The following is a 13,978-nucleotide window of genomic DNA, read 5'->3' as shown; positions in this document are numbered from 1 at the left end:
GCGGAAAGGAACCATTTTTTGTTTTAAATGCGAATGCTTTTTAATTGGCGGCCGCGTCGGCCACGATTTTGCGGGGACGGCCCCGCTTGGCAGGCAGCACTTGCCGCTGCATTTTCTGCTCCAGCGCCTGCTTGAAAGCGTCGGAACCCAGCGGCCAGCCCTTCAATACAGCCTGTTCCACCACTTTCACCTGGCTGCTGCCCAGGCCTTGCTCGAACAGGCGCAGATACGCCGCCTCGCGGTCGAACGGCGTGTTGCCCAGCGCCCAGTACAGCGCATGGTCGGTGATGACGGGATCGGGACGCACGCCCGCATGGTGGGCATAGCTGGACCAGCTGTAATCGAGCGCCTGGCCCGCCAAGCCCGTTTGCACGGGCACGCATTCCAGGTAGCGGCAGCACGTGAGGAAGAAATTGTCGGGATCGATGACGGAAGTTTTGTAGCGTCCCTGCCACAAGGCGCCTTCGCGGCCGTATTTCTGGTTGAAATACGGCACGTAATAGCGTCCCAGCCACTGCATCAGCTGTCCCAGGCCCGTCGCATCGGCCGGCGTAGCCAGTAAATGTAGCTGATCAGGCAATAAAACATAGGCGTGGATGGCCACCTTGAAAATTTTCGCCCCCGTTTTCAGCCAGGACAGGAATTGCGCGTAGTCCGCCGCGTCCTGGAACACGGGCTGGCGGTTGCTGCCGCGCTGAATCACATAATGGGGCAGTGCTGGAATGATGAGGCGGGGCAAACGGGCCATGGCAGAATCGGTAAAAAGAAGGCTAAGGCCTTGATTTTACACACTTGCGAGCGCAAGGCACGACTCTGACCCTGTTTTATTTGAAATGCGGAAAAAAGCGGTTGACTCTGTCCCTTTTATTGCGCCGGCCACTTGCGGGCGGCGCAACAAGGTCATCAGGACAGGTTGAAACTGGCTGACAGGCTGTAGCCTTCGCCATACGCGCTGCGCAGCGGCAAGTCCTGGCCCAGGCCCGTCTTGGCTTTCTTGCGCAAACGATACACGAGCATGTCGACCCGGCGGCCCGCATCGGGATCTTCGCCGCCCATGCCGGCCACGATGACGTCGCGCGGCACGGGGCGGGTATTGATGGTGAGCAAGTGCAGGAAGTTGAATTCCTTTTCCGTCAAGGCGATGACGGCGCCCATCAACTCAAGTTGGCGAGCGCTTACTTTCAACGTCCACTTGCCAGGCTCGGGTACGGGATCTTGCGGCCCCACGCGGCGGTCGAGCGCTTCGATGTGCGCCGCCAGTTCGGGGAATTTGATCGGCTTGGTCAGATAGTGGTCGGCGCCCAGGCGCAAGCCCAGGATGCGGCTGTCGAAGGCGACGCGCCCCGTCAGCACCAGCACGCCGATTTGCGGATACAGCTGACGCATGCGGGGGATGACGTTGAAGCCGTCTTCATCGGGTAAACCCAGGTCCAGTACGACCACGCCGACATTGCCATGGCTCAACGCCGTCCACATACCGCCAGCGGAGCTGGTGATATGGACTTCGTGTTCGAGCTCAACGAGGAACTCCGCCATGTCTTCGGCGTAGTCGAGATTGTCTTCGACGATCAGTATTTTCGTCATTGCTACGCCATTCTTCCGTTAGTGAGCACACCGAGGGCAAACCATGCCATGCACTTCTACACCATGATGGACGGCACAATAGGTTTACGTCAAGGAATTATCACGGTTGCCTTCAGCGGAAGCAAGGCTTTTCCTTGTCTAGACAGGAAGCGGCAGCCAAATGCGGAAAAGTGCCCCGCCTTCGGGCAGATTATGCCCCTGCAAACTCCCGCCATGCACGTCCACCACGGCGCGCGCCATGTACAGGCCCAGGCCCGCGCCCGGATGCGTGGCATTAATTCCACGGAAACCTTTTGCGAACAATTGCGCCAGTTCGTCTTCCCGCAAGCCGGGCCCCGCATCGCGCACGCACAGCGCCACGCCGCCCTCGGGCACCAGCCTGGCCGACAAGGTGATGGCGCTGCCCGGCGGGCTGAACTTGACGGCGTTGTCCAACAGGATTTTCAGGCACAGGGCCATGCCGGGCACGTCGCAGCGCAGCCTGGCCGGCAAGTCTTCGTCGAGTTCCAGCTGCACGCGGTGGCTGACAGGCACGGTGGCGGCCGCCTGCTGCAGCAAGGCCAGCGGCGCGATGCCGTCGGCGGCCCGCTCGCGGCCGATGGCCGCCATGCGTTCGGGCGACAAATAGTCGTCGATCATGCCCAACAAACGGTCGACGGCCGTCTGGATTTTCACGTAGCGCTTGCGCGTGGCCTCGTCCGCCTCGGTGGACGTCGAGACGAGACGCTGGATGGCGCCGTCGATGGTGGCCAGCGGCGTGCGGAATTCATGCGACAGCATCGAGGCGAAGCGCTTCTGCTCCTTTTCCCGCTCGGCTTCCTGCGCCTGCGCGGCGCTGACGTCGCGCAAGGTACCCGCCAGGGTCACGCCCCGCCCTGCCGCCGCGGGCACGATGGTGGAATGGATTTCCAGGGCCAGTTGGTGACCGTCGGCGTGCGGCAAGTCCACTTCGCGCAACAGGGTCAAACGGCTGGCGTCGCCGTCGCGCCAGCGCTGCAGCCGGGCCGGCACGTCCGCCGCCAGCTGCGCCGCATGCGCGCGCAAGGCAGGTAAGTCGTGGCCCGTCAGGCGCTGCGCGGCGGGGCTGATATAGATCAATTCGAGGGTAGCGGCGTCGAGCAGGAAGGCCGCGTCGCGGCCGTGTTCGGCCAGCAGGCGGAATTGCGCTTCGCCCGCCCGCGCACGCAGCAAGGCGCGACGCAACTGGACGAAGCGCAGCGCCATGAGGATGACGCCGGCAAGCAGCAGAAGGAGAAAGGGCAGCATGCGTTATACCTGGCAAGAAAGAATCGCCAAGTATAAGCGTGCGGCAACGTTAATCCTCCAGCGGGGCGAAAATCTGCTGCAAGTCTTCCTGTGTGAGGGCCATCTTTTGCGATTCGCCTTCGGCCAGGATCGATTGCGCCAGCTCCGATTTCTTTTGCTGCAGCAGCTGGATTTTTTCTTCCAGCGTGCCCTTGGCGATCAATTTGTAGACGAATACGGGCTTGTCCTGGCCGATGCGCCAGGCGCGGTCCGTGGCCTGGTTTTCCGCCGCCGGATTCCACCACGGGTCGTAGTGGATGACCGTGTCGGCCGCCGTCAGGTTCAGGCCCACGCCGCCCGCCTTCAGGCTGATCAGGAAGATCGGTACGGCGCCCTGCTGGAAGGCCGCCACTTGCGCGCCCCGGTCCTTCGTTTCACCCGTCAGCAAGGCGTAGGGGATGTCGCGCGATTCCAGTTCTTCCTCGATCAATTCCAGCATGCTGGTAAATTGCGAGAAGACGAGAATCTTGCGCCCTTCGTCGAGCAAGTCTTCCACCATCTGCATCAAGTCGAGCAGCTTGGCCGAACCGGCCGACTGCTTCTTCGCTGGCAAGGATTTCACGAGGCGGGGGTCGCAGCACACTTGCCGCAGTTTCAGCAGCGCTTCGAGGATGACGATCTGGCTGCGCGCCACGCCCTTCTTGTCGATTTCTTCGCGTACTTTTTGATCCATCGCAAGACGCACGGTTTCATACAGGTCCCGCTGCGGCCCCGTCAATTCCACCTTGCGCACCATTTCCGTTTTCGGCGGCAATTCCTTGGCCACATTGTCCTTCGTGCGGCGCAGCAGGAAAGGCTTGATGCGGCGATTCAAGAGCATGCGGCGCAGCGGATCATCCTGGCGCTCGATCGGATGGCGGAACTGGGTGTTGAACGTCTTTTCGTCGCCCAGCAAACCCGGCAGCAAGAAGTGGAATTGCGACCACAGCTCGCCCAGGTGATTTTCCAGCGGCGTGCCGGACAGGCACAGGCGGTGGCGCGCGCGCAGCAGGCCCGCGCTTTGCGCCGCCTTGCTGCGCGTATTCTTGATGTAGTGCGATTCGTCGAGGATGACGAGATGGAAATCGTGCTCGCGCAAGGTTTCCTCATCGCGCGGCAACAGGGCGTAGGTAGTCAGCACCAGGTCGCATTGGTCGATCTGGTCGAACTGCTGGGCGCGGTCCTTGCCTTGCAGCAGCAATACCTTCAGGCCGGGCGCAAATTTTGCCGCCTCGTCCTGCCAGTTGCCCATCAAACTCGTCGGTGCAATCACCAGCGCCGGATGCGTCAAACGGCCCGCCTCCTTTTCCACCAGGATATGCGCCAGGGTTTGCACGGTTTTACCTAAGCCCATGTCATCGGCCAGGATGCCGGCCAGGTCGTGGTCGCGCAGGAATTGCATCCACGCCAGGCCATCGGCCTGGTAATCGCGCAGGGTCGCCTGCAGGCCGGCTGGTGCCGCCACTTTTTGCACGGCGCCGAACTGGCTCAGCTTGCGGCCCATGGCGCGCAGCTGCTCGCCGCCCGTCCACTGCATGTCCAGGCCGCGCGCCAGCTCTTCCAGGCGCGCCGCGTCCAGGGTCGACATGCGCACCGCATGTTTGATCTTGTCGCTGAAATACAGTTCCCCCAGCGTGTTCAGGATGGGGCGCACCCTGCCCCACGGCAGGGCCACACGGGTGCCGTCCGACAAGGTCGCCAGCATCTGGTCATCGTCCGCATGCGCCTCGATGACTTTCGGGTTGAAATCGTTGGGCGCATTGCGGATCAGTTGCACCAGCACGGGCAGCAGCGGCACGCGCTCATGGTTGACGACAATGCCCAGTTCCAGCTCGAACCAGGCGTTGCCGCTGTCCGGGTCCTGGTCGTCGATTTCCGCGTACCAGTCGCCCACGTCGCTCACGTCGTAGCGGTACTTGGCCGTCTTTTCCACGATCCAGCCCTGCGCCAGCAAGGCGTCAATGCCGGACTCGGCAAAACGCAGCCATTCCGCCTGGGAAGGCAGTTGCAAGGCGCCCTTCAAGCCGCTCAAGGGGGCGGAGCCCGGCTTCTTGAATTGCAGCTCGGCCAACGTCGCCAGCGCGCGCGCTTCATCGACCGTGTTTCTCTGGATAATTTCCGTCACATCGCCCACTTGCCGCACCACGCGCTGCGACGGGTCGAACGAGACTCTTTCGCCATCGTAGTCATAGGACAGCACGGCGAAGTCGCTCCAGCGCTGCGCGCCGCCATCGGCCAGCATGGCGCTATCGAGCAGCAAGACCGGTTGCGCCGGCACATCCTTGCGCAAGCGCTGCGGCAACGGTTGCGGCAGCGGCATCAAATGCTGCAAGCCCTGCGCCAGCAGCAATTGCGACACGCGCACCTTGTCGTTCGCGTTCAGGGGCGGCGCCTGCGCCACCAGCGCCTGCAAGTCGGCCAGGGAAATGTCGGAGCCGCCCTGGTTCAGTTCCAGCACGCCGCACGACAGGTTGTCGATGTACCACGGCGGATCCGTGGGCAGCATGTAGTCGATCTGGTCGGCGCCATGGTGCTTCGCGCCTTCCGGCGGGTCCACTTGCCAGCCCAGGCGCATGGTCTTGCCTTCGTCGCGCCAGAACAGGCGCGCGGGACGCACGGGACCTTCCTTCAACGGGTACACGAGGCCATTGCCGACATCGGCCCAGGAATTAGCCCACAACAATTTATCCTGCTCGGCCAGCATTTTCAGCAGGGCCGCACCCACCTTGCCCTTCGGCTCCGTGGCGCTGCCCGTCTGCGAATTCTGCCCGCTGCGCATGGCCACGAAGAAACGCACGAGGTCTTCGTCGGCTGGCGTCAAAAACGTGGGGGGCGCCGACAGCAGGGAAAAGATTTCGCTGATGGGAGAAGCCGCCGCCACGTCGCCATTCGGCCGCAGCCGCGCCTTGTACAGGCACAGGGCCACGTGGCGGCCACCGCTGGTGGGCGCCAGCACGTAGATCAATCGATGCTGGTTGAGTTTGGGGTCCGGTTCGGCAATGCTCAGCACGGCTTTCGGATGGGCGGCTGCCTCCACCCGCTGCAGCCAGGTGGCGACGGCATACGGCAAAGGCGCTCCCGGCGCGCTGGCCGGGGCAACTGGGGTTTCACTGGTTTCGTCGCGGGTAAAATCCATGGGGCGCATTTTTGTGTAAAGGTCGTATCCAAATCGGCAACAGGCAATATTATCCGCCATACAGCCGTTGCTGGCTTGATTCACACACGCTCTTTGAGCAGTTTTAATGCGCGATGCCTAAAAAATAAGTATTTAATACGACACTTGGGACCCGCAGACGGCAAAAAAGGCCCGTCACGGGCCTTTTTTGCCGCCGTTGACCCGCTTATCAGGCCGGCACAGTTTCTTCTTCTGCCACGTTGACGGCTTCGACGAGCGGAGCGGTGCTCGTATCGGCCGGCGTAAAGTTGCGCAAAAACAAGAAGAACTGACCCATCATCTGCGTCCACAGTTGCAGATTGATATTCAGGTACTCGCGGCTGACGCCGCCGGCGACCAGCACATCCATTTCCAGCACGACGAAATCGCCATGCTGGGCCACGCGGGCAAAACGCTTGCTGCGGTGCCATTCGGCCAGCAAGCCGGCCGGCAAGTCGCCGCCCTGCACGCGCAGCGGGCAGCTCAGGGTCAGATCCGCATACTGGCCAGGCGATGCTTCATTGCCCCACAGCACTTGAAAGCCGATGCCATGGCTGGCGCTGTGCAGGCGCACGACACCGTCGTGTTCGATGCTGGTGACGGCGCAACCGGCTGCCTTGATGGCCTCGGCCGTTTGTTCCGCATTCAGGGTGGTCAGCAAGCTATTCGTGTTTTCCATCGTCATTCCATTCATTTCGAAAAGTAAAATTATTGGGGGGCCGGTGCGGGGGCGGCCGGCGTTGCTGCCGCTTCGGTTTGACGCGCATCAAAGCGGCCCTGGTACAGCTGGTCGCCGTACTGCTGGGCAATCTGTTCGAGTTTCACCCTGCTTTGCGCGGCGAACGGCTGGCGCGCCTTCATGACGTCCAGCACGTCGAGCCCTTCATACGCTTGCAGGATTTCCTGTCCGGCCGCATACAGCTGGGCATTCTTGCTTTCGCAGCGCGCCAGGGCGCCGCGCTGGGACGCCACTTCGCCGTCGAGGCGCACACGCTCCGCTTCCAGCTGCTTGCCCGTGGCGGCCAGCTGTTCGCTGGCCTGGCGGTACTGCGCCAGGCTGGCGCTTGCCTCTTGCGCGGCGGCGGCGCTGCGCTGTTGCTGCTCGCCCAGTTTTTCCCGTTGCGCGCGCTCCTGCGCCAGTTGCGACTGGCTGCGCGCCAGTTCCTTTTTCAAGCCATCGCTGGCAGGCGCGGCGACGGGCGCCGCCTTGGCGGCAGGTACGCCCTTGGCTTTCAGCAATTCCAGCTCGCCGCGCGTCTGCTGCAGTTGCGCCGTGACATTGCGCAACTCGGCGCGCAGGCGCTCTTCCATGCTCTGGCCCTTCTGTCCCTGCGCCTGGGCCGTGCCGGCGGCCAGCAAGCTCAGCAACAGTAAAGGCACGCGCACTTTGTTGGATATCAACATCATGGCTCCTTAAAAACGCGCGTTCAATTCGATTTGCAGGGTGTCGATCGACAGTGCCGAACCGAACACTTCGCGACTCGACGTCCAGCGGCCGTTCAGCCAGGTATTCTTATCGAGCGCATACGCGCCGCCCAGGTAGTAACCGCGCGCATTCGTGCCGCCCAGGTGGAAGGTGGAATCGTTGTAAGCGTCAGGCAAGGCATCCGGTTCGATGCGCTTGTAGCCCAGCAAAACGTTCCAGTCGCCGCGCGCCGCCGGGCTGGCCTTGCCCAGGGTCGCCTGCAGCATGTAGGCATTGCCGCCGCTCCGGAAATCGGCTTGCGACACGCCGCCCGTGCCGCCGAAATTGTTCATGATGCCGCCCTTGGCGCGCGCCCACATTTCGTTCTTGTCGTAGGCCATGTTGCGCACATAATCGCCTTCGATGCGCAAGTCCGTGCCGCCGGCCACCTTGCTATCCCAGCGCGCATTCAGGTTGGCCAGGCGGAATTTCGACGCCAGGCCCACGAATTGCGGCTGCGGCGTGTTCGCCGGGTCCAGCGGATTCAGGGCGATATTGCGCAACAGCATCAAACTGTTGCCCTTTTGCATGCTCGACGGACGCGACCAGTCCGTGTTGCAGCCATCGGCGCCCGCATACAGCGCACACGGCTGCGAATACTCGCCGCTGATGTTGCGGAAATTGTAGTAGGCCAGCGCGCCACGCAATTGGTGGTCGCTATTGATCTTCCACGACGCGCCCACTTGCGCGCCCAGCAGCCATTTGTTTTCACTGGACATTTTTGCCTGGCTGCGGCTAGGCGCATTGTCGGACGAATATTCGAGCGGAATCAGGCCCAGGGTACCGAACACGGTGACGTCCTTGCTGTCGCCCACCGGTTGCTGCACCTTGGCGGCGATGCCGTCGAAATTGAGTTCGCTGGAAAACAATTCATCACTGGAAACAAACGGATTGTCGAAGCGGCCCGCCGTCAGTTTCAGCCAGGAAGCGGGCTGGTAGGACAGCCAGGCCTGGTCCAGCCAGATGTTTTTCTTGCCCAGGCCGCCGCCCAGGGTTTGCGTGGTGGATACCGGGCTGTCGTCATTGCCGCTGGCCAGGCGGATGCCTGCCTGCGTGCTGTCGGAAATGTCGGCCAGGATGCCCAGGCGGGCGCGCGCGCGCAGCAAGTGCTTGCGGTCTTCGCGCGTGTTCAGCAACGCCGGCAAGGCCAGGTTGGTGTTCGAATTGACGTCGTAGCCGCTGCCGCTGTTGAGCGAGCGCCAGTCGATCTCGATATTGCTGTTGGCCATGTCGTAATAGCGCGATTCGTAGCGCGCGCGCACGTCGCCTTCGACGCGGATGCGCTTGGTCCAGGCCGGCGTCTCATTCGGCGCCGCCCAGCCGCCCGCCTTCGCCTCGGCCAACACTTGTCCCTTGATTTCGTCGCGGATCTGCTCGCGCACGGTTTGCGAAATATACGGCACGCGCACGTCGCCCGGCTGCACCTGCGCCAGGGCCGCCGGCGCTGCCGCCGGACGGGCTTGCGCGGCGGCCAGCGCTTCGCTTTGCGCCTGCGCCAGCAGCGCTTCGCCGGCATCCTTGTTGAGGGCGCCGCTCTGGATCAGGCCGCGGATCAGTTTGACCATGGTGCTGTCGGCCGGTGCTTGCGCTTGCACGGCGCCTGCTGCCACGCTCAGGGCCAGGGCAGCGAGCGCCAGCGGAAGGCGGCGCAGGCGCTGTGGGGAAGAAAATAAGGAATTCATTGTTTCTCTCGAAAAAAATTAATATGAATTGGGGGCGCTATGGCCGGCGGCCCTTGATCGACACACGTGCCGGGAAACGCAGGGACGCCGGCGGCCGCTCGTCGGCGCGGAAGTCGCGCACCATGGCCAGCACTTGCTCGTCCGTCTGCGCATTGCCCGTGCCTTGCACCAGCTGCACTTTCGTCGTCCTGCCTTCCGTATCGAGCCACAGGTCGACGCGGATGTCGGCAAACGCCAGCTGGCGCGTGCGCGGATCGCGGGCAAAGGCCAGCTGCAGCGCGTTGGCCACATAGCGGCCATACGATCCAGCGCCGAGGCCACCGCCACCGCCGCCGCCCGTCATGCCGCCGCCGCGCCCGGCCTGGATGCCGAAGGCATCGCTGCCGGCCTGCGCCGCGCCGTCGATGGTGACAGGGTCGCCCTTGTCCGGCGACGGGCTTTCCGGCGCGTCATCCATGGGCTTGTCGGCCGGCGTCGGTTCCGGCTCCGACACTTCCGGCACCACCTTGTCGGGCGTCGGTTCCGGCAGTTTTTCCGGTTCCGGCGGCGGTGGCGGCGGAGGGGGCAGCATCAGCATCGGCGGGGCCGCCACTTCGCGCTTGGTCGCGGCCGTGTCCGACAGCAAATACCAGACCAGCGCGGCCAGCGCACCGGCCAGCAGCGCGCCGCCGGCCACGCCGCCCCAGCGGCGCCACCACTGCGCCGCGCCCGACGGTTCCAAGGCGGCCATCTTCATCATGTCGTCACGCTTCACCTTGCGCTCCTCATGCCGGCTTGCCGGTCACCAGGCCCACCTGGTTCAGGTCTATGCGGCGCAGCAAGTCCAGCACTTCGACCACTTTCGCGTATTGCACGGCGGCATCACCGCGCACGATCACGGGGAAGTCGGGCGTCAGGGCCTTTTCCGTGCGCAAGCGCTCTTCCAGCTCGGGCAAGGTGACGGGATAGGCGTCGAGGAAGACCTGGCCCGCGTTGTCGATGGTGATGGCCTTGGTCTTCGGTTTTTCCAGCGCCATGGCCGAACTGGCCTTGGGCAGGTCGACCTTGATGCCGGGAATGCTGGCATTGCTGGTCAGGATGAAGATCACCAGCACCACCAGCAGCACGTCGACGAAGGGCGTGATGTTGATGCCGCCGCTACGCTTGCGGGGGGTAAACTTGGCGGAGGTGGCCATGGTTATGCGCCCCTCACGCCTGTTGCAGCACGGGACGCATCTGGCGTCCGTCGCCCTGCTCTTCAGCCAGACGCGTGGCGAATTCGTCGACGAAGACAGCCATATCGGCGACGATGGCATCCGAACGCGACGACAGCCAGTTGTAGCCGAACAGGGCGGGAATCGCCACGCCCAGGCCTGCAGCCGTACACAGCAGCGCCGCCGCCATGCCTGGCGCCACCGAGTTGATGTCCACGGCGCCGGCCATGGCCGCCACGACGAACACCAGCATGATGCCGATCACGGTGCCGAACAGACCGACGTACGGCGCGCCTTCGATGGTGGTCGAGAGCCAGATCATGCGTTTCGACATGCGCTCGCTTTCACGCACCATCACGCCATCCATGGCGGCGCGGATGGCGCCGATCGTCGCGTTGGACACGGCGTTCAAGTCGTAGCCGCGGTCGTGGCGGCGGCGCATCTCGTCGATGGCCACGTCATACAGGCGCCACAGCGAGGAATCCGTCTTCACGGAAGTGCTCAGCTTGCCGTTGCGCGCCAGGTGGTCCAGCGGCGCGCCGGCCGCTTCGTGGAACGACTGCATGAATTGCGCATTGGCGCGCGAGATGGCGCCATAGCTACGGCCCTTGCCGATCATGATGATCCACGACAAGACCATCATCAGGCCCAGCACGCCGACGACGATCCACGCGTCGAGCGGCATGGCGGCGATGATGAAGCCGAAATGGCTCTTGCCGGCCTGCTGTTCGTCGGCGCCAAACACGGCCAGGCGCGATTCGGAACCTTGCGAGACGGCGTCGGCCAGCAGCAGGGCGTCGGGACGGGCCGTGCGCGACAGGCGCAGCTCGTCGATGGCGCCCGTGAAGTTGTTCAGGGTGGCGGCGCCGGAAGCGACCGGCGCCGCATCGGCGCCCACCGACGCGGCGCTGGTGAAGGCTGGCAGCGCGGTGGCAAGCGACACGGCCGGACGGCCGCCCACGTACAGGGCCACGTTGGCTTTATCGGCTTTCACAGCCAGGTGCGACCATTGCGCGGCCTGGATCGGTTGGCCGGGCTTGCTGCGCTGGCCATTCACCTGCACGAAAGGCACGCCCTGGTCGACGCCGATCAGCAATTCGTTGGCGCCGTCGCGGCGCGCATACAGTACTTGCTGCGGGCCCAGGTTATCGGGACGCACCCAGGCGGAAAAGGTGAAGGGCGCGCCGGCGGCCAGCGCCAGCGAAGGCGAGGCAGGCAGCATCAGCGGTGCCGTACCCAGGCGGGCGCCGGCGCCGATGACGGAACCGTCCAGCGCCGGCACGGCTGTCTGGGCATGGTTGCCGTAGGCGGTGCTGTCGCGCGAAGGCACGCCAGGCTCGGTGAAGTGGTACACGAGGCTGTAATCGGGGTCGAAGGTGCGCTGGCCGTTGCCGGAAGCGGGCGCCTTCGGATTGCCGTAGTACATCCACAGCTGCTGCGGCGTGCCGGCCGTCAGGGCCGGTACGTCGACCCAGATCAGGGCGATGCCCAAGAGCGGGTTGAACTGCTCGATCTGGTGGTTCAGCACCGTCTTGTCGTCGCCCGCCACGAAGCGCAGGTCGGCGCCGTTGTCGCTGACGCCTTCGAAGTTGAAGTTACCAGAATGCAAGCGCAGCAGCACGGGAATGCGGCCGGGATCGCCGCCCACGGCGCCCGCCTTCGGGCCGGCGTCGACGGTGACGGGTTTGCGGTAAGCCCAGTCGGGCTGCCACCAGGCATGCGCCAGGCCGGGAACGAGCGTGCCCAGGATCGTGAGCAAGAAAAGAAAACGTTGCATGACAGTGATTCTCCGAAGAAAAGTCTAAAAAAGTGCAGTGCTGGTGAGCTGGCCCGTCAGTAGCTGGCCGACAGGTTGAAATTGATGCGGCGCACGTGTTTGTGCGTGCGCGGGCCATCGCGCAGCGGGTAAGCGAAATCGATGCGGCCATTCAGGTAGCGCAGGAACTGGAAGCTGCTGCCCACGCCCACGGAGGCCAGGCCGAACAGGTCTTTCTGCTCGATCATCGGATCGCGCAGACGCAGGCGCGCGCCATCGGCAAAGGCAAACAGGCGCCAGTTTTCCAGGTGGCTGAAATACGTCAGCTGGGGCGTGCGCCATTCGACGGTGCCGGAAACGCCATAGTCGCCCGTCGCTTCGGCCGACAGGTAGCCGCGCACGGAATTGGCGCCGCCGGCGGCCATCTGCTCGCCCGACACGAGCGCCGCGTCAGCCAGCTGGCCCGACATGCGCCCGTGCAGCTGCGCGCCGCTGCCCAGGGTGTAAGTGGCGTTGGCGTCGCCCTTCAGCACGAGGAAGCTGGGAGACGCCTTGTAGCGCTTGTTGTCGTAGGCGGCGCTGTCGCTGCCGTAGCCGAACGCGGCGCGCGTGCCGGCCACCAGCGACAGGCCCAGGCCGTAAGTCGCCGCATCCGTCTGCGCAAAGCCGTTATACGACACGCTCAGGGGCACGTACTTGAGCGGAATATTGCTGCCCGTGCCATTGAGTTTCAAGGCTTCCTGGTTATCCTTGAAATCGATGCCGGCAGAAAAGCTGTGCCACCAGATGCCGCTGTTGGGCACCGTGTAGTTGACTTTCATGCCCAGCGCGTGGCCCTTGCCCAGCACGCTGGTGCCGCCCGTGCTGGCCACGTTGCTGTTCGACTGGTAGCCGGTCGCTTCCACGCTCCAGCCCTGCGTGCCGATCGGCGCCACGTACGAGGCGGACCACACCTTGGTCTGGTTCAGGTCGCCCGGCGTGCCGAAAAAGCTGATGGTGGCGCTATGTCCCATCTGCCACAGATTGTCGTGACCGACCGACATGCTGCTGCGCAACTTCTTGGTATCGGCGCTGTAATCGTTGTTCAAGCCGATGCTGGCGCGCCACGGACTGCTGTCCTCGACCTTCAAGTCCACGTCCATGGTGCCGGGCAGGCTGCCCTGCTTGACCAGCGGCATCACCTGGCGCTTGGGACCGCGGTTCAGGGCCGTCAGCTCCACTTGCGCCTGCGTAAAGTCGGGCACCTTGCCTTCCGTCAAGGCCGGCACTTGCTGGCGCACGTCGAGCGGCGAGTTGTATTGCGCGCCGACGACGCGCAAGCGTCCCACCTTCGTTTCGCTCACCTGCAGCACCACCACGCCCTGCTCCACCTGCTGCTCCGGCAAGTCCACGTAGACGGACTGGTAGCCGCGGGCTTGATATGCCGCAACGAGGGCGTCGCGCGCCCCTTCCACGTCCTTCAGGGTGCGGCCCGGCCCCAGGAAGGGCGTCACCGCCTCTTCGATGGCACGCGCATCGAGCACGGTATTGCCGCGCACCAGGTATTCCTCGATCGTCACCTGCCGTTCCGGCGCGGCCACAGGAGCGGCCGCCGGGACCGCGTCCTGCGCGCGCGCCATGCCGGGCAGCGCCAGCATGGCCAGGCACAGCATCGTCAAGGCGGTTGCAGGCGCCGCTGGCGGCACGCCCCTGCCCTTGGTTGTCATTTCACGCATCTTCCATTCACCTTAAAATCAAACGGTTGCCCTGTGTTGCGGCGCTGGGCCGGCGTATTTTTGTTGCTAATGCTGATCTACTGATGCCTAGACAGCCGCCGCGCGCGGCGACTGCCGAATGTCATCAAATGTTCATAAAACTCCG

11 protein-coding genes are annotated in these 13,978 nt (G+C 64.0%); all 11 read right to left on the bottom strand.

The window, feature by feature from the left end; genetic code table 11:
• Positions 1 to 40 precede the first annotated feature (40 nt).
• The 11 genes from O3298_RS28035 to O3298_RS27985 all read right to left on the bottom strand — a co-directional run bounded on the left by O3298_RS28035 (position 41) and on the right by O3298_RS27985 (position 13,833).
• Positions 41 to 748, bottom strand: coding sequence for a transposase (locus O3298_RS28035; protein WP_305061093.1), 708 nt, complete (start codon positions 746 to 748; stop codon positions 41 to 43).
• Positions 749 to 903: 155 nt separating this feature from the next.
• On the bottom strand, positions 904 to 1,584 hold the full coding sequence (locus O3298_RS28030) for a response regulator transcription factor (protein WP_034753797.1): 681 nt from the start codon (positions 1,582 to 1,584) through the stop codon (positions 904 to 906).
• A 138-nt stretch (positions 1,585 to 1,722) separates the two neighbouring features.
• The gene (locus O3298_RS28025) at positions 1,723 to 2,850 is read right to left on the bottom strand and encodes a HAMP domain-containing sensor histidine kinase (RefSeq protein ID WP_305061092.1); all 1,128 of its coding nucleotides are present in this window, start codon (positions 2,848 to 2,850) and stop codon (positions 1,723 to 1,725) included.
• A 49-nt stretch (positions 2,851 to 2,899) separates the two neighbouring features.
• Positions 2,900 to 6,004, bottom strand: a complete 3,105-nt coding sequence (locus O3298_RS28020; protein ID WP_251351534.1) for a DEAD/DEAH box helicase — start codon at positions 6,002 to 6,004, stop codon at positions 2,900 to 2,902.
• A 208-nt stretch (positions 6,005 to 6,212) separates the two neighbouring features.
• Positions 6,213 to 6,701 (bottom strand): YbjN domain-containing protein, encoded by a 489-nt coding sequence (locus tag O3298_RS28015; protein WP_070280193.1) that lies wholly within the window; start codon positions 6,699 to 6,701, stop codon positions 6,213 to 6,215.
• 29 nt (positions 6,702 to 6,730) lie between these two features.
• A complete protein-coding gene (locus O3298_RS28010) occupies positions 6,731 to 7,429 on the bottom strand; it encodes a hypothetical protein (protein WP_305061091.1) in 699 nt (232 codons plus the stop codon).
• 6 nt (positions 7,430 to 7,435) lie between these two features.
• Positions 7,436 to 9,169, bottom strand: a complete 1,734-nt coding sequence (locus O3298_RS28005) for a putative porin (RefSeq protein ID WP_305061090.1) — start codon at positions 9,167 to 9,169, stop codon at positions 7,436 to 7,438.
• A gap of 37 nt (positions 9,170 to 9,206) precedes the next feature.
• The gene (locus tag O3298_RS28000) at positions 9,207 to 9,923 is read right to left on the bottom strand and encodes an energy transducer TonB (protein ID WP_305061089.1); all 717 of its coding nucleotides are present in this window, start codon (positions 9,921 to 9,923) and stop codon (positions 9,207 to 9,209) included.
• Between the two features lie 10 nt (positions 9,924 to 9,933).
• A complete protein-coding gene (locus O3298_RS27995; RefSeq protein WP_034753784.1) occupies positions 9,934 to 10,344 on the bottom strand; it encodes a biopolymer transporter ExbD in 411 nt (136 codons plus the stop codon).
• 13 nt (positions 10,345 to 10,357) lie between these two features.
• A complete protein-coding gene (locus O3298_RS27990; protein ID WP_305061088.1) occupies positions 10,358 to 12,139 on the bottom strand; it encodes a DUF2341 domain-containing protein in 1,782 nt (593 codons plus the stop codon).
• Between the two features lie 56 nt (positions 12,140 to 12,195).
• Positions 12,196 to 13,833 (bottom strand): ShlB/FhaC/HecB family hemolysin secretion/activation protein, encoded by a 1,638-nt coding sequence (locus tag O3298_RS27985; RefSeq protein ID WP_305061087.1) that lies wholly within the window; start codon positions 13,831 to 13,833, stop codon positions 12,196 to 12,198.
• Positions 13,834 to 13,978 lie beyond the last annotated feature (145 nt).

Source organism: Janthinobacterium sp. SUN137 (assembly GCF_030587265.1).
Classification (GTDB): Bacteria; Pseudomonadota; Gammaproteobacteria; order Burkholderiales; family Burkholderiaceae_D; genus Janthinobacterium; species Janthinobacterium kumbetense.
This window is presented reverse-complemented; position numbering and strand designations above follow the sequence as displayed.